At 64.6% G+C, this 20,329-nt stretch carries 19 protein-coding genes and 1 tRNA gene; 9 read left to right on the plus strand and 11 right to left on the minus strand.

Annotation, left to right across the window (positions count from 1 at the left end; translation table 11 throughout):
• Positions 1-4: 4 nt before the first annotated feature.
• The 5 genes from P1IM2_RS16965 to P1IM2_RS16985 form a co-directional block, all read right to left on the minus strand.
• The gene (locus P1IM2_RS16965; protein WP_058811707.1) at positions 5-1,255 is read right to left on the minus strand and encodes an acetyl-CoA C-acetyltransferase; all 1,251 of its coding nucleotides are present in this window, start codon (positions 1,253-1,255) and stop codon (positions 5-7) included.
• 56 nt (positions 1,256-1,311) lie between these two features.
• Positions 1,312-2,094 (minus strand): SDR family NAD(P)-dependent oxidoreductase, encoded by a 783-nt coding sequence (locus P1IM2_RS16970; protein WP_186403215.1) that lies wholly within the window; start codon positions 2,092-2,094, stop codon positions 1,312-1,314.
• Between the two features lie 11 nt (positions 2,095-2,105).
• Positions 2,106-3,311, minus strand: coding sequence for an acyl-CoA dehydrogenase family protein (locus P1IM2_RS16975; RefSeq protein WP_186403216.1), 1,206 nt, complete (start codon positions 3,309-3,311; stop codon positions 2,106-2,108).
• Entirely contained in the window at positions 3,308-4,402 is a 1,095-nt protein-coding gene (locus P1IM2_RS16980; RefSeq protein ID WP_186403217.1) for an acyl-CoA dehydrogenase family protein, read from the minus strand. Before P1IM2_RS16980 ends, P1IM2_RS16975 begins: the two co-directional genes overlap by 4 nt.
• Positions 4,403-4,520: 118 nt before the next feature.
• On the minus strand, positions 4,521-5,705 hold the full coding sequence (locus P1IM2_RS16985; RefSeq protein WP_186403218.1) for an acyl-CoA dehydrogenase family protein: 1,185 nt from the start codon (positions 5,703-5,705) through the stop codon (positions 4,521-4,523).
• Positions 5,706-5,826: 121 nt separating this feature from the next.
• Between P1IM2_RS16985 and P1IM2_RS16990 the strand changes: the two genes are divergently transcribed.
• Together P1IM2_RS16990 and P1IM2_RS16995 are read left to right on the plus strand one after the other, a co-directional pair.
• A complete protein-coding gene (locus tag P1IM2_RS16990; RefSeq protein WP_186403219.1) occupies positions 5,827-6,807 on the plus strand; it encodes a nitronate monooxygenase family protein in 981 nt (326 codons plus the stop codon).
• Positions 6,808-7,039: 232 nt separating this feature from the next.
• The gene (locus P1IM2_RS16995; protein WP_186403220.1) at positions 7,040-8,266 is read left to right on the plus strand and encodes an alpha/beta fold hydrolase; all 1,227 of its coding nucleotides are present in this window, start codon (positions 7,040-7,042) and stop codon (positions 8,264-8,266) included.
• 25 nt (positions 8,267-8,291) lie between these two features.
• Here the strand turns inward: P1IM2_RS16995 and P1IM2_RS17000 are convergent.
• Positions 8,292-8,367, minus strand: a tRNA-Lys gene (locus P1IM2_RS17000).
• 44 nt (positions 8,368-8,411) lie between these two features.
• On the minus strand, positions 8,412-8,939 hold the full coding sequence (gene folK, locus P1IM2_RS17005) for a 2-amino-4-hydroxy-6-hydroxymethyldihydropteridine diphosphokinase (protein ID WP_409574545.1): 528 nt from the start codon (positions 8,937-8,939) through the stop codon (positions 8,412-8,414).
• 17 nt (positions 8,940-8,956) lie between these two features.
• Here folK and P1IM2_RS17010 point away from each other — a divergent pair, with 17 nt between their 5' ends.
• The gene (locus P1IM2_RS17010; protein ID WP_186403222.1) at positions 8,957-9,646 is read left to right on the plus strand and encodes a uracil-DNA glycosylase; all 690 of its coding nucleotides are present in this window, start codon (positions 8,957-8,959) and stop codon (positions 9,644-9,646) included.
• Here the strand turns inward: P1IM2_RS17010 and P1IM2_RS17015 are convergent.
• Both P1IM2_RS17015 and P1IM2_RS17020 read right to left on the minus strand, forming a co-directional pair.
• Positions 9,607-10,083 (minus strand): RNA pyrophosphohydrolase, encoded by a 477-nt coding sequence (locus P1IM2_RS17015; protein ID WP_186403223.1) that lies wholly within the window; start codon positions 10,081-10,083, stop codon positions 9,607-9,609. The genes P1IM2_RS17010 and P1IM2_RS17015 overlap by 40 nt on opposite strands.
• Positions 10,080-11,021, minus strand: coding sequence for an alpha/beta hydrolase (locus tag P1IM2_RS17020; RefSeq protein WP_186403224.1), 942 nt, complete (start codon positions 11,019-11,021; stop codon positions 10,080-10,082). The genes P1IM2_RS17015 and P1IM2_RS17020 overlap by 4 nt, the downstream gene beginning before the upstream one ends.
• 196 nt (positions 11,022-11,217) lie before the next feature.
• Between P1IM2_RS17020 and P1IM2_RS17025 the strand changes: the two genes are divergently transcribed.
• The 6 genes from P1IM2_RS17025 to P1IM2_RS17050 are packed head-to-tail and all read left to right on the plus strand — an operon-like array spanning position 11,218 to position 19,012.
• The gene (locus P1IM2_RS17025; protein WP_186403225.1) at positions 11,218-13,080 is read left to right on the plus strand and encodes a 2-oxoacid:acceptor oxidoreductase subunit alpha; all 1,863 of its coding nucleotides are present in this window, start codon (positions 11,218-11,220) and stop codon (positions 13,078-13,080) included.
• Positions 13,077-14,114, plus strand: coding sequence for a 2-oxoacid:ferredoxin oxidoreductase subunit beta (locus tag P1IM2_RS17030; protein WP_186403226.1), 1,038 nt, complete (start codon positions 13,077-13,079; stop codon positions 14,112-14,114). The genes P1IM2_RS17025 and P1IM2_RS17030 overlap by 4 nt, the downstream gene beginning before the upstream one ends.
• A 40-nt stretch (positions 14,115-14,154) precedes the next feature.
• Positions 14,155-15,102 carry a metal-dependent hydrolase gene (locus P1IM2_RS17035; protein ID WP_186403227.1) on the plus strand — a complete coding sequence of 316 codons (948 nt, stop codon included), beginning with the start codon at positions 14,155-14,157 and terminating at the stop codon, positions 15,100-15,102.
• On the plus strand, positions 15,102-16,490 hold the full coding sequence (locus tag P1IM2_RS17040) for a deoxyribodipyrimidine photo-lyase (protein ID WP_186403228.1): 1,389 nt from the start codon (positions 15,102-15,104) through the stop codon (positions 16,488-16,490). Before P1IM2_RS17035 ends, P1IM2_RS17040 begins: the two co-directional genes overlap by 1 nt.
• Positions 16,491-16,525: 35 nt before the next feature.
• The gene (locus tag P1IM2_RS17045; RefSeq protein ID WP_186403229.1) at positions 16,526-17,809 is read left to right on the plus strand and encodes an SAM-dependent methyltransferase; all 1,284 of its coding nucleotides are present in this window, start codon (positions 16,526-16,528) and stop codon (positions 17,807-17,809) included.
• A gap of 30 nt (positions 17,810-17,839) precedes the next feature.
• Positions 17,840-19,012 carry a serine hydrolase gene (locus P1IM2_RS17050; RefSeq protein WP_186403230.1) on the plus strand — a complete coding sequence of 391 codons (1,173 nt, stop codon included), beginning with the start codon at positions 17,840-17,842 and terminating at the stop codon, positions 19,010-19,012.
• A gap of 131 nt (positions 19,013-19,143) precedes the next feature.
• Here the strand turns inward: P1IM2_RS17050 and P1IM2_RS17055 are convergent, their stop codons facing one another.
• Together P1IM2_RS17055 and P1IM2_RS17060 are read right to left on the minus strand one after the other, a co-directional pair.
• Positions 19,144-19,530, minus strand: coding sequence for a hypothetical protein (locus P1IM2_RS17055; RefSeq protein WP_260834184.1), 387 nt, complete (start codon positions 19,528-19,530; stop codon positions 19,144-19,146).
• Positions 19,531-19,594: 64 nt separating this feature from the next.
• Complete coding sequence (locus tag P1IM2_RS17060) at positions 19,595-20,323, minus strand: SDR family NAD(P)-dependent oxidoreductase (protein ID WP_186403324.1); 729 nt, start codon at positions 20,321-20,323, stop codon at positions 19,595-19,597.
• Positions 20,324-20,329: the final 6 nt, after the last annotated feature.

Consider the following 20,329-nt stretch of genomic DNA (forward strand, 5'->3'; position numbering starts at 1 on the left):
TGTCTTAGATGCGTTCGATGATGATGGCCGGTGCCATGCCGCCCGCGGCGCACATGGTGACGAGGCCATAGCGGCCACCCGAGCGTTCGAGTTCGTCGAGCGCGGTGCCGATCAGGATCGAACCGGTCGCGCCGATCGGGTGACCGAGCGCCATCGCGCCGCCGTTGATGTTCACCTTTTCGCGATCGAGGTCGAGGTCGCGGATGAACTTTTCGGCGACCACCGAAAAGGCTTCGTTGATTTCCCAGACGTCGATGTCGTCCTTGGTCAGTCCCGCTTTTTCGAGCACCTTCTTGGCCGCCGGAACCGGGGCGTTGAGCATCAGCGTCGGATCGTCGCCGATATTGGCATAGGCGACGACGCGGGCGCGGGGCTTCAGGCCATGCTTGTCGGCATAATCCTTGGATGTCAGCAAAATCGCGGCGGCGCCGTCGACAACGCCCGACGAATTGCCTGCATGATGGAAATGCTGGATTTCAAGGTCGGGATAGCGGCGGTTGATCTGCTTCCGGAAGGTGAAGCCGCCGCCCATGTCGAAATCGGCGAGCGCAGCAAAGCTGGGCTTGAGTGACGCAAGGCCCTCCGCGGTGGTTTCGGGGCGCGGGAACTCTTCATGGTCGAGCGCAACGCTGCCGTCCGGGTTCAGGACGGGCACGACCGACTTGTTGAAGCGGCCTTCCTTGATCGCCCTGTCGGCGCGCTGTTGGCTGACGAGCGCGAGCGCATCGAGCGCTTCGCGGCTGATGCCTTCGATCGTCGCGATCGCGTCGCCGCAGATGCCCTGGTGCGACTGCGGGTGGATTTCGTCGAGCGCTTCATGGCCCGATCCCATCAGGCGCGGCGGCAGCCCTGCGTTCGCCTGCTCGGCGGCAAAGGCGGTGGTGTAGCTCATCATCTCAGTACCGCCGGCGATGACACAGTCTTCCATGCCGCTCATCACGCTTGCGGCGGCGAAATTAACCGAGCTGATGCCGCCGCCGCAGAAGCGGTCGAGCGTCGTTCCGCTGGCCTTGGTGTCGTACCCCGCCGACAGCGCCGCCATGCGGCCAAGGTCGCCGCCCTGCTTGCCGTTCTGCGACGAGGTCGACCACACGATATCGTCGACCGTTGCCGTGTCGAGATGATTGCGGTCGCGGATCGCGGCGAGGACGGTCGCGGCGAGATGCTGTGGGTGAAGATGCGACAGCGCGCCCTTGCCGGGCTTGCCGATCCCGCGCGGGGTGCGGACGGCGTCGATGATATAGGCTTCGGCCATGATGATGTTCCTTTTTTTGAAAGTCTTGACGCGGGGCCATGCGGCCACCCCGAGGTTTACCGAGGGGCCATGCGGATCGCGCCGTCAAGGCGGACGGCCTGGCCGTTGAAATAGGTGTTGCGGATCATTTCCATCGCCAGGCTGGCATATTCCTCGGCCTTGCCGAGCCGCTTGGGGAAGGGGACCGACGCTTCGAGGCTTTCTTTGACCTTGGGGTTCATATTGCCGAGCAGCGGCGTACCGAACACGCCGGGCATGATCGAATTGACCCGGATGCCGAGGTCCATCAGATCGCGCGCCATCGGCAGGACGAGGCCGTTTACCCCGGCCTTGGCCGACCCGTAGATGACCTGACCGATCTGTGCGTCCTGCGCCGCGACCGAGGCGGTGAAGATGATTGCGCCACGTTCGCCGTCTTCCAGTTCGGGCAATGTCGCCATGCCTTCGGCCGCGATCGATCCGATGCGGTAGCTTGCGGTCAATATGCCCGCGACACCATATTCATAATCCGCGGTTGGGGTCCGGCGAAATTTGCCCGTTTCCTTGTCATAGGCGAGCGTCTTGCCGCGGCGCGACGTCATCGCGCAGTGGACCGCGATGCGTTCCTGACCATGAGCGGCGCGCGCCTTGGCAAAGCCGTCGAGAACCGACTGTTCGTCGGTGATATCGACATGGACGAACAGGCCGCCGATCGATTGCGCCACCTCTTCGCCCAGCGCGTCGTTGATATCGAAGATCGCGACCTTCACACCCGCGGCGGCAAGCGCTTCGGCGGTTGCGCGGCCAAGACCGGACGCGCCGCCCGTGACAACGGCCGCGGTCGAGGAATCGAGTTTCATGGGGAGGCTCCTCAGGCTGGAATCTGGTTGAAGGGGACGCCCTTGTCGGGGCGATGGTCTTGCGGCAGGCCGAGGATGCGCTCGGCGATCGTGTTGAGCAGCGTTTCGTCCGATCCGCCGGCGATGCGGCCGGTCGGCGCGTTGATCCAGCTCGCTGCCCAATCGTCCTTGGGCGAGGCATGCTCGTCGAAGTGGAAGCCGCCGACGCCCTGCAGGTCGATCGCGAGTTCGGACAGCTTCTGGCGCGAGCGCACCGCAACCAGCTTGTTGAGCGAGCCTTCGGGGCCCGGCGTCATACCCGCCTGCATCATCAATCGTGCGCGGACATTGATCGAATCGAGTCCCGAACGCATCGCATAGTTGCGGGCGATCTGCTGCCGGATGCGGCCATCCTCGATCGCCGGTCGGCCATTGATCATCAGGTCTTTCGCCATATCGACGAACAGGTCGAGGTGCGGGCCGAATCCGGCGCTGTCGGTTGCGACATAGCGTTCGATCATCAGGGTCGCGAGCGCGACCGAGAAGCCGCCGCCGACCGGAGACATGCGGTGGTCGTCGCTGATCTTCACATCGTCGAAGAAGACTTCGTTGACGTGACTGTCGCCGCCGGCGAGCTTGATCGGGCGCACGGTGACGCCGGGCGCCTTCATGTCGACCCAGAAACAGGTAAGGCCCTTGTGCTTGGCGACGGTCGGGTCGGTGCGCACGACGATGACGCCATAGTCGCTATATTGCGCCCAGCTCGTCCAGACTTTCTGGCCGTTAATCTTCCATCCGTTGCCATCGGTTTCGGCGCGCGTGCGCAGGCCGGCAAGATCGGTGCCGCCCGATGGTTCGGAGAAGAGCTGGCACCAGATTTCTTCGCCCTGCAGCGCCTTGAGCACGCGCTCCTTCACAAATTCGCGGTCGGAGCCGAACTGCATCAGCACCGGCACCGGCATGCCGAGCGAGATGCCGAAATAGACGTTGGGGAAGCCGTGCTTCATCTCCTCGGCTTCGAAGGTGATCTTCTCGATATGGCCAAGGCCCTGTCCGCCGAGGTCGGTAGGCCAGTTGATGCCGGCGAAGCCCGCATCGAATTTCGCCTTTTGATAGCGGCGTCCGAGCGCGAGATCCTCTTCGACGCTCAGGCCCTTGCGGGCCGCCTTGCCGAACGTTGGCGCGACGGATTCGCACCAGGCTGCGGCCTTCGCGCGATAGGCTTCGAGATCGCTCATGCTGCTTCTCCTGCCAGGCGATCGACCAATATATCTTCCCAGAACAGGCTGCTTCCCTGTTCGAGCGCCAGGGTGCGAGCGCGGCGCATATGAAGGTGCAGGCCGATTTCCCAGGTCACGCCGATGCCGCCGTGGATCTGCACGCAATCGCGCGCGGCGGTGTCATAGGCTTCGGTCGCCGAAAGCCGCGCCGCGGCGGCCGCCGTCACGAAGTCGCTCTGCCCCTCGCGCGAGGCCGCGTGGATGCAATTGGCGCGCGCGAGTTCGACGAGGCCGTAGAGTTCGGCGATGCGGTGCTTGATCGACTGGAAGGCGCCGATGGGCTGCCCAAAGGCCTTGCGCGTTACGGCATAATCGCGCGCGATTTCCATCAGCGCCTCGGCGCCGCCCGTCTGTTCGTGCGCGGTGATGACGGCCTGCAATGCCAGAATGTGCAGCGCCGCCGCGCGCGCGGCGCTTCCGCTGACGAGCGTCTCGGCGGGCGTATGAGAAAAATGCAGGTCGGCGAGGCAGCGGCTGTTGTCGAAGCTGTCGATCGCCGTCTTTTCGACCTTGGCAAGATCGACAAGGGCAAGCACCGGCATCCCCGGGCCATTGGCGAAGACGATGGCAACGTCGGCATGTAATGCACCCGAAACGCCGTCCTTCACGCCATCGAGCCGGTCATCGGTCAGTGTGACCTTGGGATGGGCGGGCAGGGCGTCAGGCCCCGAAGCAATCGCGACCGCCCCGATGACGTCCCCGCTTGCCAGGCCCGGTAGCCAGCGCTGTTTCTGATCATCGCTGCCGTACAGCTCGATCGCTTTTGCCGCACCGAAATTCGAGGTCAGAAAGGGTGCGCCGCTGAGCGTGCGGCCCGCCTGGTGCGCGATCAGCCCGAGTTCGACGAGGCCGAGCGCAAGGCCGCCATAGGCTTCCGGCAAGGCCAGCGCGGTCCAGCCCTGTTCTTTTGCGGTGGCCCAGAAGGCTTCGTGATAGCGCCCGCTCGTCTGGAGCAGCGGGAGCAGATCGTCCTTGTGCACGCGCGCTTCCAATATGCGGCGCGATTCGGTGGCGATCGCCTGTTGTCCTTCGTCGTACAAAATCGACATCGGTCCGAGTCCTCTACCCTTTATGTTTTCACCCATCATCCGGACGTTAACGTAAACGTCAAGTCGTTTTGACGCTACGGCTGGAGGATCGGGCGGCAAAGTGCAACTGACAGGGGCATCAGGTGCGTCCGGCCTTCCAGTCGCGGCGGATCTTCTTGGCAAGGCTCCATTTGTGCACCTCGGTCGGACCGTCGTAGATGCGGAACGCGCGCACTTCGCGGAACACCTGCTCGACGATCGTGCGATCGGTGACGCCGGTCCCGCCCATCACCTGAACGCAGCGGTCGGCGATCCGCATCAGGGCTTCGGAGACCGCAACCTTTGCCATCGAGCTTTCGACGGTGCCGAGCGATCCGGTGTCGAGAACGCCGGCGCACCAGTCGATCATCAGTTCGGCCTGCTTCAGATCGATCATATTCTCGGCGAGCATGAAGCCGACGCCTTCATGCTCGATCAGCGGCTTGCCAAAGGCTTCACGCCGGTTGGCATAGTCGGTCGCGATTTCGTGCGCGCGAATGCAGCAGCCGAGCCAGCGCATGCAGTGCGACAGCCGGGCGGGGGACAGGCGGACCTGCGCGTAGCGAAATCCTTCGCCCGCCGCGCCCAGCATCTGGTCGGCGGGGATGCGCAGATTGTCGATGGTCAGCGTCGCGTGCCCGCCAGGCATCGAACTGTCGATCGTGTTCGGAATCTCGTCGATGCGGATCGCCGGATCGGGCAGGTCGACGAGGAACATGCATGCGCCTTCTTCGGCCTTCGCCATGACGATGCCGACGCGCGCGCCTTCCGCGCCGGTGATGAAGGTCTTGCGGCCGTTCACAACCCAATGATTGCCGTCGGGGCGGCAGGTCGTTTTCATCATCGACGGATCGGACCCCGCACCGCCTTCTTCGGCGGGTTCGGTCATGAAAAAGGCCGATCGGACGCGGCCCTCGACCATCGGCTTGAGGAACCGTTCCTTGAGCTCGGGGCTGCCTTCCTTGCCGAGCAGATACATATTGCCTTCGTCGGGCGCCATCGTGTTGCACGCGAGCGGACCGAGCGGCGAAAGCCCCGACTTGATGAGGACGACCGCCGTCTCGCGCTGATTGAGGTGGCTGCCATCGGACAGGATGTGCGGCGTCAGCACGCCCGCGGCCCGCGCATGCTCACGCATTTCCATCACCAGCTCGTCGGTCGGTGCGCCATGATGGTCGCGGCGCGGGTCTTTCTCATAGGGGACCACCGTCTCGCGGACGAAGGCCTCGACCTTGGCTGCTATCGCCAGCGCCCGATCCGATATGCCTTGGTGCGTCGCCGCCATTCCGATTCCCTTCGCTGTCTAACTATATCGTCTCTCAACCCGACGTTGACGTAAGCGTCAAGTTAATTCAAGGGAGAAGCAACGGTGCCGTAACGGCAGAGACAGAAGGGAAGGATGGACCATGGCTTTCAAGACGCGCATCACCGAAATGCTGGGTATCGAGCATCCGATCGTGCAGGGCGGCATGCAGAGCGTCGGCTATGCCGAACTGGCGAGCGCTGTGTCGAACGCCGGCGGCCTCGGCATCATCACCGCGCTGACCCAGCCGAGCCCCGATGCACTGCGTGAGGAAATCGAACGCTGCCGGTCGATGACCGCCAAACCCTTTGGCGTGAACATGACCGTGTTCCCGACGATCAACGCGCCCGATTACAAGGCCTATGCGCAGGCGATCATCGACGGCGGCGTCAAGATCGTCGAAACGGCGGGCACCCAGGCGGTGCGCGAGATTTGGGAAATGCTCAAGCCCCATGGCGTCACCATCCTGCACAAATGCACCGCCGTGCGTCATGCGCTGTCGGCCGAAAAGGCGGGCTGCGATATCATCTCGATCGACGGCTTCGAATGTGCAGGCCATCCCGGCGAGGACGATATTCCGGGGCTGATCCTGATCCCGGCCGCCGCCGACAAGGTGAAGATCCCGATGCTGGCGTCGGGCGGCTTCGGCGACGGTCGCGGGCTGGTCGCAGCGCTGTCGCTCGGTGCCGAAGGCATCAACATGGGGACGCGCTTCTGCGCGACCAAGGAAGCGCCGATCCACGACAATGTGAAGCAGGCCTATGTCGATAATGACGAGCGCGGCAGCTTCCTGATCTTCCGCAGCCTCAAGAACACCGCGCGCGTCGGCAAGAGAGCCGTGTCGGAGGAGGTGGTGCGCCGCCTTGCGCAGCCCGATGCGACCTTTGCCGACGTCGCCGAACTGGTCAACGGCAAGGCCGGCCGCGAACTCCTCGAAACGGGAGATCTGACGAAGGGGGTATTCTGGGCCGGGATGGTCCAGGGCCTTATCCATGATATTCCGAGCTGCCAGGAATTGATCGACCGTATCATTGCCGAGGCGGAGGCTGTCCTCGATCAGCGACTGGCCGGGTTTCGAGCCTGAACGGCCTTCCCAAAGAAATGCCCCGCCGGTGGGACGCCGGCAGGGCAGTTGGGGGAGGTGATCTGGGTGGCAACTGGTGCAGGGTTGCCATGAACGCAGGTTCGATCACCAGAACCCGCCATCCGCTTTTGGCAATGGCGCGGTTCCCCGACTTTGACTTGCATCAACAAGCGAAAATAATCATGCCCGACCGGTCGCCGCCGCGGCACCGGACGAAAGAGATTTTCACGGCATGAGCATCGTTCATTATCAGGGCTTCGCGGGAATCCGCCTCGAAGCCGACGTTATCGGATCGGACAATGATCCGGCGGTGCTGCTGCTCCACGGTGCGGGTCAGACGCGCGCGATCTGGTCGAATGTCGCCGACGCGCTCGAACAGGCCGGCCGCCGCGTCATCAGCCTAGACCTTCGGGGTCATGGCGGTAGCGAGTGGCCCGAGGACGGGCGCTATGATTTCGATGCGTTGGTCGGCGATCTGCGCGCGGTGCTGGCACAGCTCGGCACGCGGCCGGTCGTTGTCGCCTCGACCCTGGGCGGATGGATCGCCGCCGCCGCGCTCGAACGCGACGCGGCAGTGCTCGCCTCGGGGCTGGTGCTCGTCGACCTGCCGGTCAGCGACGATGTAACGATGGCGCAGCGCATCGGCGACCGCCTGCGCGAAGCGGCCAACCGGGCGCCTGGTCAGGCTGCGTGGGACGCCCGGCTGTTCGAAGCCTTCGACGCCGCTACCGTGACCGAGCGGCTTTCGGGGATCGCCCCCAATATAGCCCTGCCGACGCTCTATGTCCGCGGCGCGATGAGCGAACTCGTCTCGCGCGCCTCGGCGGCGGCGTTCGTCGGCCAGCTTCCCGACGGCGAACTGGTCGAGGTGGAGGATGCCGCGCTGGTCGTCACCGAAGACCGGATCGACGCGCTTGGCGCGCATCTGATCGACTTTCTTGAGCGCCGCGCGCCGCGCGGGTGGCCGGAATATCGCGCTGGGTCCGACGCGCGGACCTTTCGCGACGCACTCGGCTGCTTCGCGACCGGCGTTACCGTGGTCACCGCTATCGATGCGGCGGGCCAGCCGATCGGCCTCACCGCCAACAGCTTCACCTCGGTATCGCTCGACCCGCCGCTCCTCCTCGTTTGTATCGCGAACAACGCCGGCAGCGCGGCAGTGCTGCGCGAGGTCAAGCATTTCGCGGTCAATGTGCTCCAGATCGGCCAACAGCCGACCTCCAACCGCTTCGCGGGCAAGGGCGAGGATCGCTTCGCCGCAACCGGATGGGAGATCGGCGAATTCGGTACGCCGGTGCTGTCGGGATCGCTCAGCAGTTTCGAATGCGCGCGCGAGGCGGTGCATCCGGGCGGCGATCATTTCATTCTTGTCGGCCGCGTCCTGAAGGCGATTTTCGAACCGCGCCGCGATCCCTTGCTCTACTTTCGCGGCAAATATCGCAAGCTGCACTTCGCCTGAGGTAAAGCGGCGATTCCGGCGGTTATGGTGAGCCCTGCTGGGTTCGAACCAGCGACCTACTGATTAAAAGTCAGTTGCTCTACCGACTGAGCTAAGGGCCCATCGCGGACCGCCGGGGGGCGGTGTGCGAAAGCGAGCCGTCGCCCTAGTGCGCCGAAGCGCCGTGGTCAACCGGCTTTGCCCGCGAAAGACGCGCGGCGAGTTGCCGGACGCTTTGGCCGCTGAGTGGATGGCGCCAGGCGGGTGCGATCATGCGGAGCGGGCCAAGCACGAAATCGCGCACGGTCATTGCCTCGTGCGGCACGGTGAGCGCCGCATCGCTCCATCCGCCCTCCGACCACAGCAATATGTCGAGGTCGAGCGTGCGAGCGCCCCAGCGCTGGCCGCGCCGCCGTCCGAAAGCTGCTTCGATGGCTTTCAGCCGATCGAGCATCTCGGGCGGGCTGAGCGGCGAGGCGACGAGCGCGACGGCATTGGCGTAGCGGCGGCGCGATGGACCGAGCGGCGCGCTGGCGACGATCGGGCTCGCATCGACGGGTTCGATTTCGTCGCTTTCGAGCGCGGCAAGCGCGGCGAGCAACACGCGCCGCGGATCGCCGAAGCGGACGTGGCGGCGGTTCGAACCAAGGCCGATGGCATAGAGGGGGAGGGGCGTTGCGCTGGTCATGCCCATGCGCCTATCGCAGCGGGGTGAAGATTGACAGTCCTTTGCCCGCCACCGAGCCGCCGCGCGATTGCCTGCGCTGCCCGCGACTCGCCGGCTTGCGCGCCGCCTGTCGCGCCGAGCATCCCGATTGGTGGAACGCGCCCGTCTATGCATTCGGCGACCCCGATGCGTGGCTCGCCATCGCCGGGCTCGCGCCGGGAAAGCACGGCGCCAACCGCACCGGGCGGCCGTTTACCGGCGATTATGCGGGCGACCTGTTGTTCGAAACGCTCGCCGCCTTCGGGCTCAGCCGCGGCGTCTATGACGGGCGGATCGACGACGGGCTGCGCCTGGACGGAACGATAATCGTCAACAGCGTCAAATGCCTGCCGCCGCAGAACAAGCCGACGCCCACCGAAATTGCTGCCTGCCGCCCCTATTTTGAGGCCCAGCTCGCGGCTTTGCCGCGGGTCACAGTGCTGATCGCGCTCGGTCGGATCGCGCATGACGCGGCGGTTCGCGCTGTGGGCGGGCGGCTCGCCGCCTATCGTTTCGCGCATGGCGCGGTGCATCGCCTGCCCGACGGGCGTCATCTGGTCGATAGCTATCATTGCTCGCGTTACAACACGAACACCGGGCGACTGACGCCGGCGATGTTCGCCGACGTCTTTCGCACCGCCGTCGCGCTGCGCGATCAGACCAGCGGGCGGAATTCGTCGACGACGGCGCGGTAAAGCTGGCGCTTGAACGGGACGATCAGCCGTTCGAGTTCGTCGAGTTCGGCCCAGCGCCAGGCGCGAAACTCCTGATGCCGGGTCGCGATATCGACATCGCTATCCTCGCCCATAAAGCGCATCAAAAACCACGACTGGCGCTGACCGCGATATTTCCCGCCCCACATCCTGCCCATCAGATGGTCGGGCAGATCGTAGAAATGCTCGGTCTTGCTGCGCGCGATGATATCGACCAGCCCGGCATGGACGCCGGTTTCCTCGCTGAGTTCGCGGATTGCGGCATCTTCGGCATCCTCGCCGGGATCGATGCCGCCTTGCGGCATCTGCCACGCGTCCTCGGCCGAATCGAGTCGCTGGCCGACGAAGACGAGGCCATGGCGATTGGCGAGCATCACCCCGGCGCAGGGGCGATAGGGAAGGGCGCTGGGGTCGATCATGCGGTCGCTTCGGCGACGATCGCCTTGAGGACCGTCAGATTGCCGCGGATGTCGTCCTTGGCACTCGGAATGCCCTGCGCCAGACAGATATAGCCGTGGATATTGCCTGCAGCTTCACGATAGGTGGTCGGCACGCCAGCGGCGATCAGCTTGCCGGCATAGGCGCGGCCCTGATCGCGCAGCGGATCGAGTCCCGCGGTGACGAGCAGGGTCGGGGGCAGGCCGGCGGCGTCGAAATCGATCGGCGACGCGCGGCGATCGGCAGGGTCGGCGGCATAATGATCGCCGAACCAGGTCATGCCGCCTTCGGTGAGCAGATAGCCATCCTTGAAATCGCGGTAGCTTTGCCAATCCTGATGCGTCGTGACCGCCGGATAGATCGGATGGATCGCGACCACGGGCTTCGCGGCTGGCGCATCGCGCAGCGCGAGCGCGGTCGCGATGGTCAGATTGCCGCCCGCGCTGTCGCCCGACAGGACCAGCCCGGTGCATGGGATATTGTCCGCAACCCAGCGCGTCGCCGCCTCGCAATCCTCGGGCGCCGCCGGGAAGGGGTGTTCGGGCGCGAGGCGATAGTCGACGGCAATCACCGGCATGTCGAGCTGGCGTGCCGCTTCGGCACAATAGGGATCGTGCGTGTCGAGATCGCCGATCACCCAGCCGCCGCCATGGTAGAAGACCATGACCGGTCCGGGCTCGCGATCGGGACGGTTGTCATAGATGCGGATCGGGATCTCGCCGGCGGGTCCGGGAATGGTGCGATCCTCGATCTTGGCGATTGCGCCGCGCGGCACGTCGGCCATCTGCCCCATAACGCGCATCATTTCGCGCCCCGCCTCGGGCGGCATCTCTTCCATCTTGGGGCCTTCCTGGGCATTGAGGAAAGCGAGAAAGGCCGCCACATCGGGGCGAACATAAGGAGTCGTGCCGTCGGTCATCCGTCAAATCCCTTGCTATGTTGTTGCCGCTGCTATTCGCCATCGGGCGGCATAATTCAATGGCAATTGGAAACTGATTACGGCAGGCGCGCGCCGATCCGCTTTGCAGCGCACAAATTTTTCTGAATTGCGGGCGACGAAAGACGGGCCTAGGCCCATTCCGGTAATTCGCAGGACTCTAAAGGCAGAACAGAAAATGGCGACAGTGGTCGAGGACCGGGCCGAAGATCGGCAGTCCCCCCGTTCCGACGCAGTGGTGGTTCGTTTCGCAGGCGACAGCGGCGACGGGATGCAGCTTACCGGTGGTCAGTTCACGCTTTCGACCGCGCTCGCGGGCAATGACCTGGCGACTTTCCCCGATTTTCCGGCCGAAATCCGAGCGCCGCAGGGGACGTTGTTCGGTGTTTCGGCGTTCCAGATCAATTTCGGGTCGAGCGAGATCACGACCGCGGGCGACGCCCCCGACGTGCTCGTCGCGATGAACCCCGCGGCGCTCAAGACCAATGTCGGCGTGCTCAAGCTGGGCGGCCTGATCATCGCCGACGAAGGCGAATTCAACGACCGCAATCTCGCCAAGGCGAAATATGACGCCAATCCGCTCGAGGATGGCAGCCTTGCGAAATGGCAGCTGCTGAAGCTCAACATCAGTCAGGCGACGATGGATGCCGTCAAGCCGTTCGGGCTCGGCAACAAGGAAGCGCTGCGCTGCAAGAATATGTGGACGCTCGGCCTTGCGCTGTGGATGTTCGACCGCGACCGCCAGCCGCTGACCGAGTGGCTGAAGGCGAAATTCGCCAAGGATCCCAATCTTGCCGAAGCGAATATCGCGGCGCTTAATGCGGGCCATGCCTATGGCGAAACCGCCGAACTCGCGGGACCGCTCAAGCAGCATCATGTCGCGCCGGCGCCCGCCGAACCCGGCCTCTATCGCACGCTGACCGGCGCCGAGGGCATCGCGCTCGGTCTTGTCGCCGGGGCGCAGCTTGCGCATCTGCCGATGTTCTTCGGCGGTTATCCGATCACACCCGCATCGGCGATCCTCCACCATCTGTCGCGGCTCAAGGAATATGACGTCACGACCTTCCAGGCCGAGGATGAAATCGCCGCAATCTGTTCGGCGATCGGTGCGAGCTACGCAGGGTCGCTGGGCGTCACTAGCTCGTCGGGTCCGGGCATCGCGCTGAAGGGCGAGGCAATGGGCCTCGCGATCATGACCGAACTGCCGCTCGTCATCGTCAATTCGCAGCGTGGCGGCCCGTCGACGGGCCTGCCGACCAAGACCGAACAGTCGGATCTCTATCAGGCTGTCTATGGCCGCAACGGCGATGCGCCGATGCCGGTGATCGCCGCGCGCTCGCCTGGTGACGCGTTCGAATGCGCGATCGAGGCGTGCCGGATCGCGGTCCAATATATGACGCCGGTGATGTTGCTGACCGACGGCTATATCGCCAACGCGGCCGAGCCGTGGAAAGTCCCCGACCTGACCGCCTATGAAGCCTTCCCGGTCGAATTTCTGACCCAGGTACCCGAAGGCGGCTTCAAGCCCTATGGCCGCGACGAAAAGCTCGCGCGCCCCTGGGTGAAGCCGGGTACGCCCGACCTGCTGCACCGGATCGGCGGGATCGAGAAAGAGATCGACACCGGTCACATCAATTATGCGCCCGAAAATCACCAGGCGATGACCGACATTCGCAAGGCGAAGATCGACGGGGTCAAGGTTCCCGACCAGATCGTCGAACTCGGCGCCGAAGGCGGCAAGCTTGCCATCGTCGGCTGGGGATCGACCTATGGCCCGATCCATCAGGCGGTGCGCCGCAAGCGCGCCGAAGGGAAGGACGTCAGCCAGATTCACCTGCGCCATATCTGGCCGCTCCCCGCCAATCTGGGCGAATTGCTCAAAAGCTATGACAAGGTGATCGTGCCCGAAATGAACACGGGCCAGCTCAAGACGGTGCTGCGCGACCAGTATCTGGTCGATGCCAAGCCGCTCAACAAGGTGTCGGGCCAGCCCTTCCGGATTGCCGAAATCGAAGCTGCCATCGAGGAGGCGCTCCAGTGAACGAGATGACGACCATCGCCCGCACGACGACGCTCAGGGATTGGGAAACCGATCAGGAAGTGCGCTGGTGCCCCGGCTGCGGCGACTATGCGATCCTGAAGGCGGTGCAGCGCACCCTGCCCGAAATCGGCGCGGTGCCCGAAAGCACCGTGTTCATCAGCGGGATCGGCTGCTCGTCGCGCTTTCCCTATTATGTCGAAAGCTATGGCTTCCATACGATCCACGGCCGTGCGCCGGCGTTCGCGACGGGGCTGAAGCTTGCCAATCCCGAACTCGACGTGTGGATCGTCACCGGCGACGGCGATGGTCTGTCGATCGGCGGCAATCACACGATGCACCTCATCCGGCGCAACCTCGATTGCCAGATCATGCTGTTCAACAACGAGATTTACGGGCTGACCAAGGGCCAATATTCGCCCACCAGCCGCGTCGGCACCAACAGCCCGTCGACCCCGTTCGGCTCGGTCGACCGCCCGGCGCAGCCCTGCGCCTTCGCACTCGGCGCGGGCGCCCGCTTCGTTGCGCGCGGCTTCGATGTATCGAAGGAACTGCCGAATGTTCTGAAAGCGGCCCATGCGCACAAGGGCGCGGCCTTTATCGAAATCTTCCAGAACTGCATCGTCTATAACAAGGACGTGTTCCAGGATTTCGCCGCGCCGAAGGGTGCTGAAGACCGCCAACTCTGGCTCCAGAACGGGGAACCGATGCTGTTTGCCAAGGGCGCGAAGGGCATCGCGCTCGATCAGGAGGCGCTGACGCTTAAGGTCGTCGATGTCGTCGATGGCGACTGGCAGGCAGCGGGCGTGATCGTCCACGACGTCACCAACCGCAGCGTCGCGCACATGCTCGTGGAAATGCGCTTCGGCGAATTCCCGATGGCGCTCGGTGTCCTCTACGACGATCCGCGTCCGACTTTCGAAGCCGACGTATGGCGCCAGAACAAGGCGGCGGCCGAGGGCAAGAAGGCCGATCTGCAGAGCCTGCTCAAGAAAGGGCAGACCTGGACGGTCAGCGAAGGCGGGCCCGATCTCTGATCGCTTGCGGTCGATGCGCGCGTCGGCTTTATAAGGGCGCATGGACAATCTGACCCACAGCCTCGTCGGCGCGGCTCTTGGGCAAATGGGGCTCAAGAAAAAGACCGCGCTGGCGATGCCGACGCTGATCCTCGCCGCGAACCTGCCCGACATCGATGCAAGCTGCGCCTTTTATGGCGTCGAATCGCTCGCGATGCGCCGCGGGATCACCCATGGGCCGATCGCACTGCTTTTGCTGCCGGTCCTGCTCTGGACGGCGATGATCGCCTTCGACCGCTGGCAGACGCGGCGGGGAACGCGGCCCGCTACAAGGCCGCCCTTGCATCGCGGCTGGTTGCTCGCGCTCGCCTATATCGGGTGCCTCAGCCACCCGGCGCTCGACTGGCTCAACAACTATGGCGTGCGACTGCTCGAACCGTTCAGCCACCGCTGGTTCTATGGCGATACGCTGTTCATCATCGACCTGTGGATATGGCTGGCGCTCGGCCTGTCGGTCTGGCTGTCGCTGCGACGCGAACGGCGCGGGGCGCCTGACTGGCAACGACCGGCTTGGATCGGTTTCACCGCCGTTTGCGCCTATATCTTCGCCAACGGTGTCATGACGGGGCAGGCCGAGGCGCAGGCGGCCGACCTGCTGCGCCGGAGCGGACAAGGCGGCGCGCTGGTCGTCGCGAGCCCGCCGCCGATCGCCTTCTGGCGGCGCGATATCTTTTGGCGCGGGGGCGGGCGCTATGGCAGCGGCGCCTACGCGCTGGGGCAGGGGAGCACGGTGGAGCCGGGGGTTCCGACGGGCATGGACGACATGCGTCTTCGCGCGTGGCTGAAGTCCGATCCGCCCGCGCGCGCCTTCCTTTTCTGGGCGCGGATGCCGGTCGCGACGCGCGACGGCGATGCGATCGTCCTGCACGATCAGCGCTACATGCAGCCGCTGGCGCGCGACAACTTTACGGTGCGCGTGACCGCACCCGATACCGCCAGCTATCCCTGATGGCACCGCCGACGATCCTGTGGTTTCGCCGCGATCTGCGGCTCGCCGATCAGGCGGCGCTAGTCGCTGCGGCGGCATCGGGGCCGGTCATTCCCGTCTATATTCTTGACGACGAAACGCCGCGGCATCGCGCGATGGGCGGCGCGTCGCGCTGGTGGCTGCATCACAGCCTCGCGCGGCTCGACGAAAGCCTGCGCGCGCGCGGTTCGCGGTTGATCCTGCGGCGCGGCAAGTGCGAGGACGAACTGGCGAAGATTGCCGAGGAGGGCGGGGCCGGCGCCGTGCATTGCCTCCGTCATTACGAGCCGTGGTGGCGCAATGCCGAGCGCGCGGTCGCGAAGCGCCTCGATCTTAGATGTCACGACGGCAATTACCTCGCGCCACCGGGCTCGGTGAAGACCGGCAGCGGCGGTCTCTATAAAATCTACACGCCTTTCTGGCGCGCGCTGCGCGATCATATGCCGCCGCCTGTGCCCGTGGATGCGCCCGAAGGCCTCGATGCGCCCGACCGCTGGCCCGCGTCGGACCGGCTGGACGATTGGAGACTGCTGCCGTCCCGGCCCAATTGGGCGACTGGGTTCGAAGGCGAATGGACGCCGGGCGAAACGGGCGCGCAGGTGCGACTCGGCGCTTTTGCCGAGATCGCGGCGCGTTATGACGAGCAACGGAACCTGCCCGCGATCGAAGGCAGTTCGCGCCTGTCGCCACATCTTCACTTCGGCGAGGTTTCGCCCGCCGCGATCTGGCATGCCGTCGCAGACGCGGGGGGATCGGTCGATGTGTTCCTCGCCGAGATCGGGTGGCGCGACTATGCGCAGACGGTGATCTTGCAATATCCCGATTACGGCGGCCGCAGTGCCCGCGAAGCCTTCGATACCACGCTGCCCTGGCGGAGCGGCAAGGAGGCCGACGCCGATTTCGCCGCCTGGCAACAGGGACGCACGGGCTATCCGATCGTCGATGCCGGCATGCGGCAGCTCTGGGCAACCGGCTGGATGCACAATCGCGTCCGGATGATCGCCGCGAGCTTCCTCATCAAGCATCTGCTCATCGACTGGCGGCGCGGCGAACAATGGTTTTGGGATACGCTGGTCGATGCCGATTACGCGTCCAATGCGGTGAATTGGCAGTGGGTCGCGGGGTCGGGTGTCGACTCGAACATGTTTCCGCGGATCATGGCGCCGCTCAGTCAGTCGGAGAAATTCGATGCCGCCGCCTATATCCGCCAATGGGTGCCCGAACTGGCCGACATTGGCGAGCCCGCAATCCACGATCCTGACGAATTCGGCCGCCGTCCGCGAAGCTATCCCCCGAAAATCATTGGGCATCGCGAAGCCCGCGCGCGGGCGCTGGCGGCTTATGACGTCATGAAGGCCGACGACAACTGATTGTCATGGCGCAGGTTTTGCGGCAGGGAATGCTAATGAACACCCATGTCAGCCCCCGTCGCGGCAAAGCGCTTCTTCGCGCCGACAGGGCTTTTCGGTCGGGTGGTTTCATCGCGCGCCTCGTCGGTCGCGCGCCGTCGGCGCTGTTCCATCGCCTGCTCGACCGCATCGATGCCGGGCTGGGCAAGGGGACGCTCGAGGGACATCTGCCCGACGGCAGCGTGCGCATCCTGGGCGGGCGGGGCAAGGGGCCGACCGCAATCGTTCATCTGAAAAGCTGGTCGGCGCTGGTGCGTCTGGCGATGTCGGGATCGGTCGGCTGGTACCGGGCCTGGGATCTGGGCGAATGGAGTTCGCCCGATCCGGTCCCGCTGTTCGATCTGTTCATGCGCAACGGTGAAACACTGGGCAATGTCGCGCGCTCGCGCGGGCCGCTGCACTGGATCAATCGCGCCGCCCATATCGTCAACCGCAACAGCCGCAGCGGTTCGAAGCGCAATATTCTGGCGCATTACGATCTGGGCAATGATTTCTACCGGCTGTGGCTCGACAGCGGACTCAATTATTCGAGTGCGTTGTTCACCGACCTTAGCATGACGCTGGAAGAGGCGCAGGAGGTCAAGGTCGATGCGATCCTCGACCGGCTCGACCTGCGGTCGGGGACGCGACTGCTCGAAATCGGCTGCGGCTGGGGCGCGCTCGCCGAACGCGCGGTCGAGCGCCACGATGTTCTCTACACCGGTATCACCCTGTCGCCGTCGCAGGCGGAGGTGGCCGAGGCGCGATTGCAGGCGGTCGATCTTTCGGGGCGCTCGCGTGTCGAAATCTGCGATTATCGCGACGCCAAGGGTCCCTATGACGCGATTGCGAGCGTCGAAATGGTCGAGGCGGTGGGGCAGGCCTATTGGCCAGCCTATCTCGACGCGATCGCGCGGCTGCTCCGCCCCGGCGGCAAGGCGGCGATCCAGTATATCGCGATCAACGACGCGCTGTTCGAACGCTATGCGGCGAGCAGCGACTTCATTCAGGCCTATATTTTCCCCGGCGGTTGCCTGATTTCCGAAAGTCGCTTCCGCGCCTTGGCCGAAGCGCGCGGGCTGGCATGGGGCAATGTGCGTCACTTCGGCGGCGACTATGCCGAAACGCTGCGCCAGTGGCGCGAACGTTTCGACGAGGCGGTGTCGGCGGGGCAACTCCCGTCGGGCTTTGACGAACGCTTCATCCGCCTGTGGCGCTATTATCTGCAATATTGCGAAGGCGGCTTTCGCGGCGGCGGGATCGACGTCGCGCAGGTCACGCTGGAAAAGATCGACGGATAGTCGCCTGTAATCGAGAAGAGGGAGAGGGGAATGCGACGACGATTGGCCGCCTTGCTATTGCCCGTGGCGCTGGCCGGCCTTGCCGCGCCCGCCGCGACACAGACCACCGACGCCATGCCAAAGGATCAGAATGTGCTGTTTTGGAGCCAGGATCAACGCGACGCTGCTTTCCGTACGATGGAATCGGTGCCCAAGGTCGTCGTGCACACCATTGCGGCGGGCGGCCCGGTCTATCCGCTGCCCGAAGGACGGCCGATCGATGTCGGGGTCGACATCGACGCGCATATGGCGCGCCAGCGCAATGCGGGGCTGATCATCGTTCAGGACGGCAAGATCCGGCTCGAAAAATATGCTCTCGGCTATGGTCCTGCGGGGCGGTGGACGAGCTTTTCGGTCGCGAAGAGCTTCACCTCGACGCTCGTCGGCGCGGCGGTCAAGGACGGCTATATCAAAAGCCTCGACGACAAGGTGACGCAATATATCCCCGGACTTCGCGGTTCGGCCTATGACGACGTCAGCGTGCGCCAGCTTCTCACGATGACCTCGGGCGTGCGCTGGAACGAGGATTATACCGATCCCAAATCGGACGTCGCGCAGTTCAATCTGCAAAAGCCCATCGCGGGTGAGGATATTACCATCAGCTATATGAAGACCTTGCCGCGCGAAGCGCCGGCGGGGTCGAAATGGGTCTACAAGACCGGCGAGACCAATTTGATTGGCGTCCTCGTGTCGAGCGCAACGGGCAAGACACTGTCAGCCTATCTGTCCGAAAAAATATGGAAGCCGTTCGGCATGGATCAGGACGCCGTCTGGATGCTCGGGCCGACGGGGCACGAGATCAGTGGTTGCTGCGTATCGGCCAGCCTGCGCGATTATGCCCGCTTCGGTCTGTTCATTCTCGGCGGCGGCGTGGCTGGTGGGGAGAAAGTTCTGCCCGACGACTGGCTCGCCGCCGCGACGACCAAGCAGGCCGCGATCGACCAGCCGGGGCGCGGCTACGGGTATCAATGGTGGACCAACGATGACGGCAGCTTCGCCGCGCAGGGCATCTTCGGGCAGGGCATCTTCATCGACCCCAAACGACGGCTCGTCATCGCATCGAACGGCAACTGGCCGACCGCAACCGACCCCGAAGGCGTGGGCGCGGCGCGCGAGGCCTTTTACAAGGCGGTGCAGGCCGCCGTGGACAAGGAAAGCCACTGATTTTTCGGTGCGTCATTGCGAGCGGCGAAGCCGCGCGGCAATCCAGAGCGGGCGTAACCGCCCTGGATTGTTCGCAGCGCCGGCAATGACGATTTGAAGACCCTTCTCGCCCTCTTTCGCTACAATGACGTTCAGGCGATCGGTGCGGCTGTCGCGCGCTGGGCGAGCCAGGCGGCGGCAACCGGGATCAGGACGCCTAGCGCCATCACCCACCAGGCATCAGCCAGGCTGATCGAACGATAGATGGCTGCGCCCAGAATCGCTCCGGCAACAACCCAGCCGGCGCCGGTGCCGTCCGAAATGCGCATCGCGAGCCAGCTTCCGGCGAAGGTGCCAACGAACCAGCCGACGAGCAACGCAATTGTCGCGCCGAGCGGGATCAGGATTTCGCCAGTGTCGAGGTCATAGACTTCGGGAGCGAATTCGCCGCCCGCATATTGGGCGATCCACAACAGGCCGAAGGCGACCGCAATGCCGATAACCGCCGCGACCGCGGAACGTAGAATATTGCCGCCCATTTTCATGCCCTTGCTTCTCGAAACGCTTGAGAGCGCGTGATAGCCCGGGAAAGCAAATATCGCGTTAAGCCTCTGCCATCACCTTCGGCAGCGCGTGATAAGCGGTGCTGTCGAAGCCATCGACCATCATCCTGGCGACGAATTCGCCGACGACTGCCGGATCCTTGATGCTCTGCGGGTCTTCGCCGGGATAGGCGCGTGCGCGCATCTGGGTGCGCGTGCCGCCGGGGTCGAGAATTGCGGTGCGGACGTTCGAGATATTGCGCATTTCGGCGCCATAGCTCGACACCAGTACCTCGAACGCCGCTTTTGAGGCGGCGTAGGCGCCCCAATAGGCGCGCGGCGTCCGCGCGACGCTGGTCGACAATGCGACGAGGCGCCCCGCGGGCGCGCGGCGCAGCAGCGGATCGAAATTGGCGATCAGCGCCTGCTGCGCGACAAGATTGAGCGTCAGCAGCTTGTTGAATTCCTTGCTGTCGATCGCGCCAACCGGGGTCAACGTGCCGAGCATCGCGGCATTGAGTACCAGCATGTCGAGTTGCTGCCACCGTTCGGCGATCGCGCTCGCCAGCCGGGCGATGCTGTCGCCGTCGGTCAGGTCGAGCGGCGCAATGGTCGCGCTGCCGCCCGCATCGTGGATGCGGTCTTCCAGTTCCTCGAGCCCGCCCGCGGTGCGGGCGGTGATCACGACATGCGCGCCGCGTCGTGCGAGCGATTCGGCGATCGCAGCGCCGATGCCGCGGCTCGCGCCGGTGACGAGCGCCGTCTGTCCTGCCAGTTCTTCAGAATTCATCGTCAT

This window comes from Sphingopyxis sp. P1IMeth2 (assembly GCF_900185685.1).
Classification (GTDB): Bacteria; Pseudomonadota; Alphaproteobacteria; order Sphingomonadales; family Sphingomonadaceae; genus Sphingopyxis; species Sphingopyxis terrae_A.

Excerpts from the sequence above, each read along its gene's own strand:
- P1IM2_RS16965 (WP_058811707.1), bottom strand. The coding sequence starts at position 1,255 with ATGGCCGAAGCCTATATCATCGACGCCGTCCGCACCCCGCGCGGGATC.
- P1IM2_RS16970 (WP_186403215.1), bottom strand. The coding sequence starts at position 2,094 with ATGAAACTCGATTCCTCGACCGCGGCCGTTGTCACGGGCGGCGCGTCC.
- P1IM2_RS16975 (WP_186403216.1), bottom strand. The coding sequence starts at position 3,311 with ATGAGCGATCTCGAAGCCTATCGCGCGAAGGCCGCAGCCTGGTGCGAA.
- P1IM2_RS16980 (WP_186403217.1), bottom strand. The coding sequence starts at position 4,402 with ATGTCGATTTTGTACGACGAAGGACAACAGGCGATCGCCACCGAATCG.
- P1IM2_RS16985 (WP_186403218.1), bottom strand. The coding sequence starts at position 5,705 with ATGGCGGCGACGCACCAAGGCATATCGGATCGGGCGCTGGCGATAGCA.
- P1IM2_RS16990 (WP_186403219.1), top strand. The coding sequence starts at position 5,827 with ATGGCTTTCAAGACGCGCATCACCGAAATGCTGGGTATCGAGCATCCG.
- P1IM2_RS16995 (WP_186403220.1), top strand. The coding sequence starts at position 7,040 with ATGAGCATCGTTCATTATCAGGGCTTCGCGGGAATCCGCCTCGAAGCC.
- folK (WP_409574545.1), bottom strand. The coding sequence starts at position 8,939 with ATGGGCATGACCAGCGCAACGCCCCTCCCCCTCTATGCCATCGGCCTT.
- P1IM2_RS17015 (WP_186403223.1), bottom strand. The coding sequence starts at position 10,083 with ATGATCGACCCCAGCGCCCTTCCCTATCGCCCCTGCGCCGGGGTGATG.
- P1IM2_RS17020 (WP_186403224.1), bottom strand. The coding sequence starts at position 11,021 with ATGACCGACGGCACGACTCCTTATGTTCGCCCCGATGTGGCGGCCTTT.
- P1IM2_RS17025 (WP_186403225.1), top strand. The coding sequence starts at position 11,218 with ATGGCGACAGTGGTCGAGGACCGGGCCGAAGATCGGCAGTCCCCCCGT.
- P1IM2_RS17035 (WP_186403227.1), top strand. The coding sequence starts at position 14,155 with ATGGACAATCTGACCCACAGCCTCGTCGGCGCGGCTCTTGGGCAAATG.
- P1IM2_RS17040 (WP_186403228.1), top strand. The coding sequence starts at position 15,102 with ATGGCACCGCCGACGATCCTGTGGTTTCGCCGCGATCTGCGGCTCGCC.
- P1IM2_RS17045 (WP_186403229.1), top strand. The coding sequence starts at position 16,526 with ATGAACACCCATGTCAGCCCCCGTCGCGGCAAAGCGCTTCTTCGCGCC.
- P1IM2_RS17050 (WP_186403230.1), top strand. The coding sequence starts at position 17,840 with ATGCGACGACGATTGGCCGCCTTGCTATTGCCCGTGGCGCTGGCCGGC.
- P1IM2_RS17055 (WP_260834184.1), bottom strand. The coding sequence starts at position 19,530 with ATGGGCGGCAATATTCTACGTTCCGCGGTCGCGGCGGTTATCGGCATT.
- P1IM2_RS17060 (WP_186403324.1), bottom strand. The coding sequence starts at position 20,323 with ATGAATTCTGAAGAACTGGCAGGACAGACGGCGCTCGTCACCGGCGCG.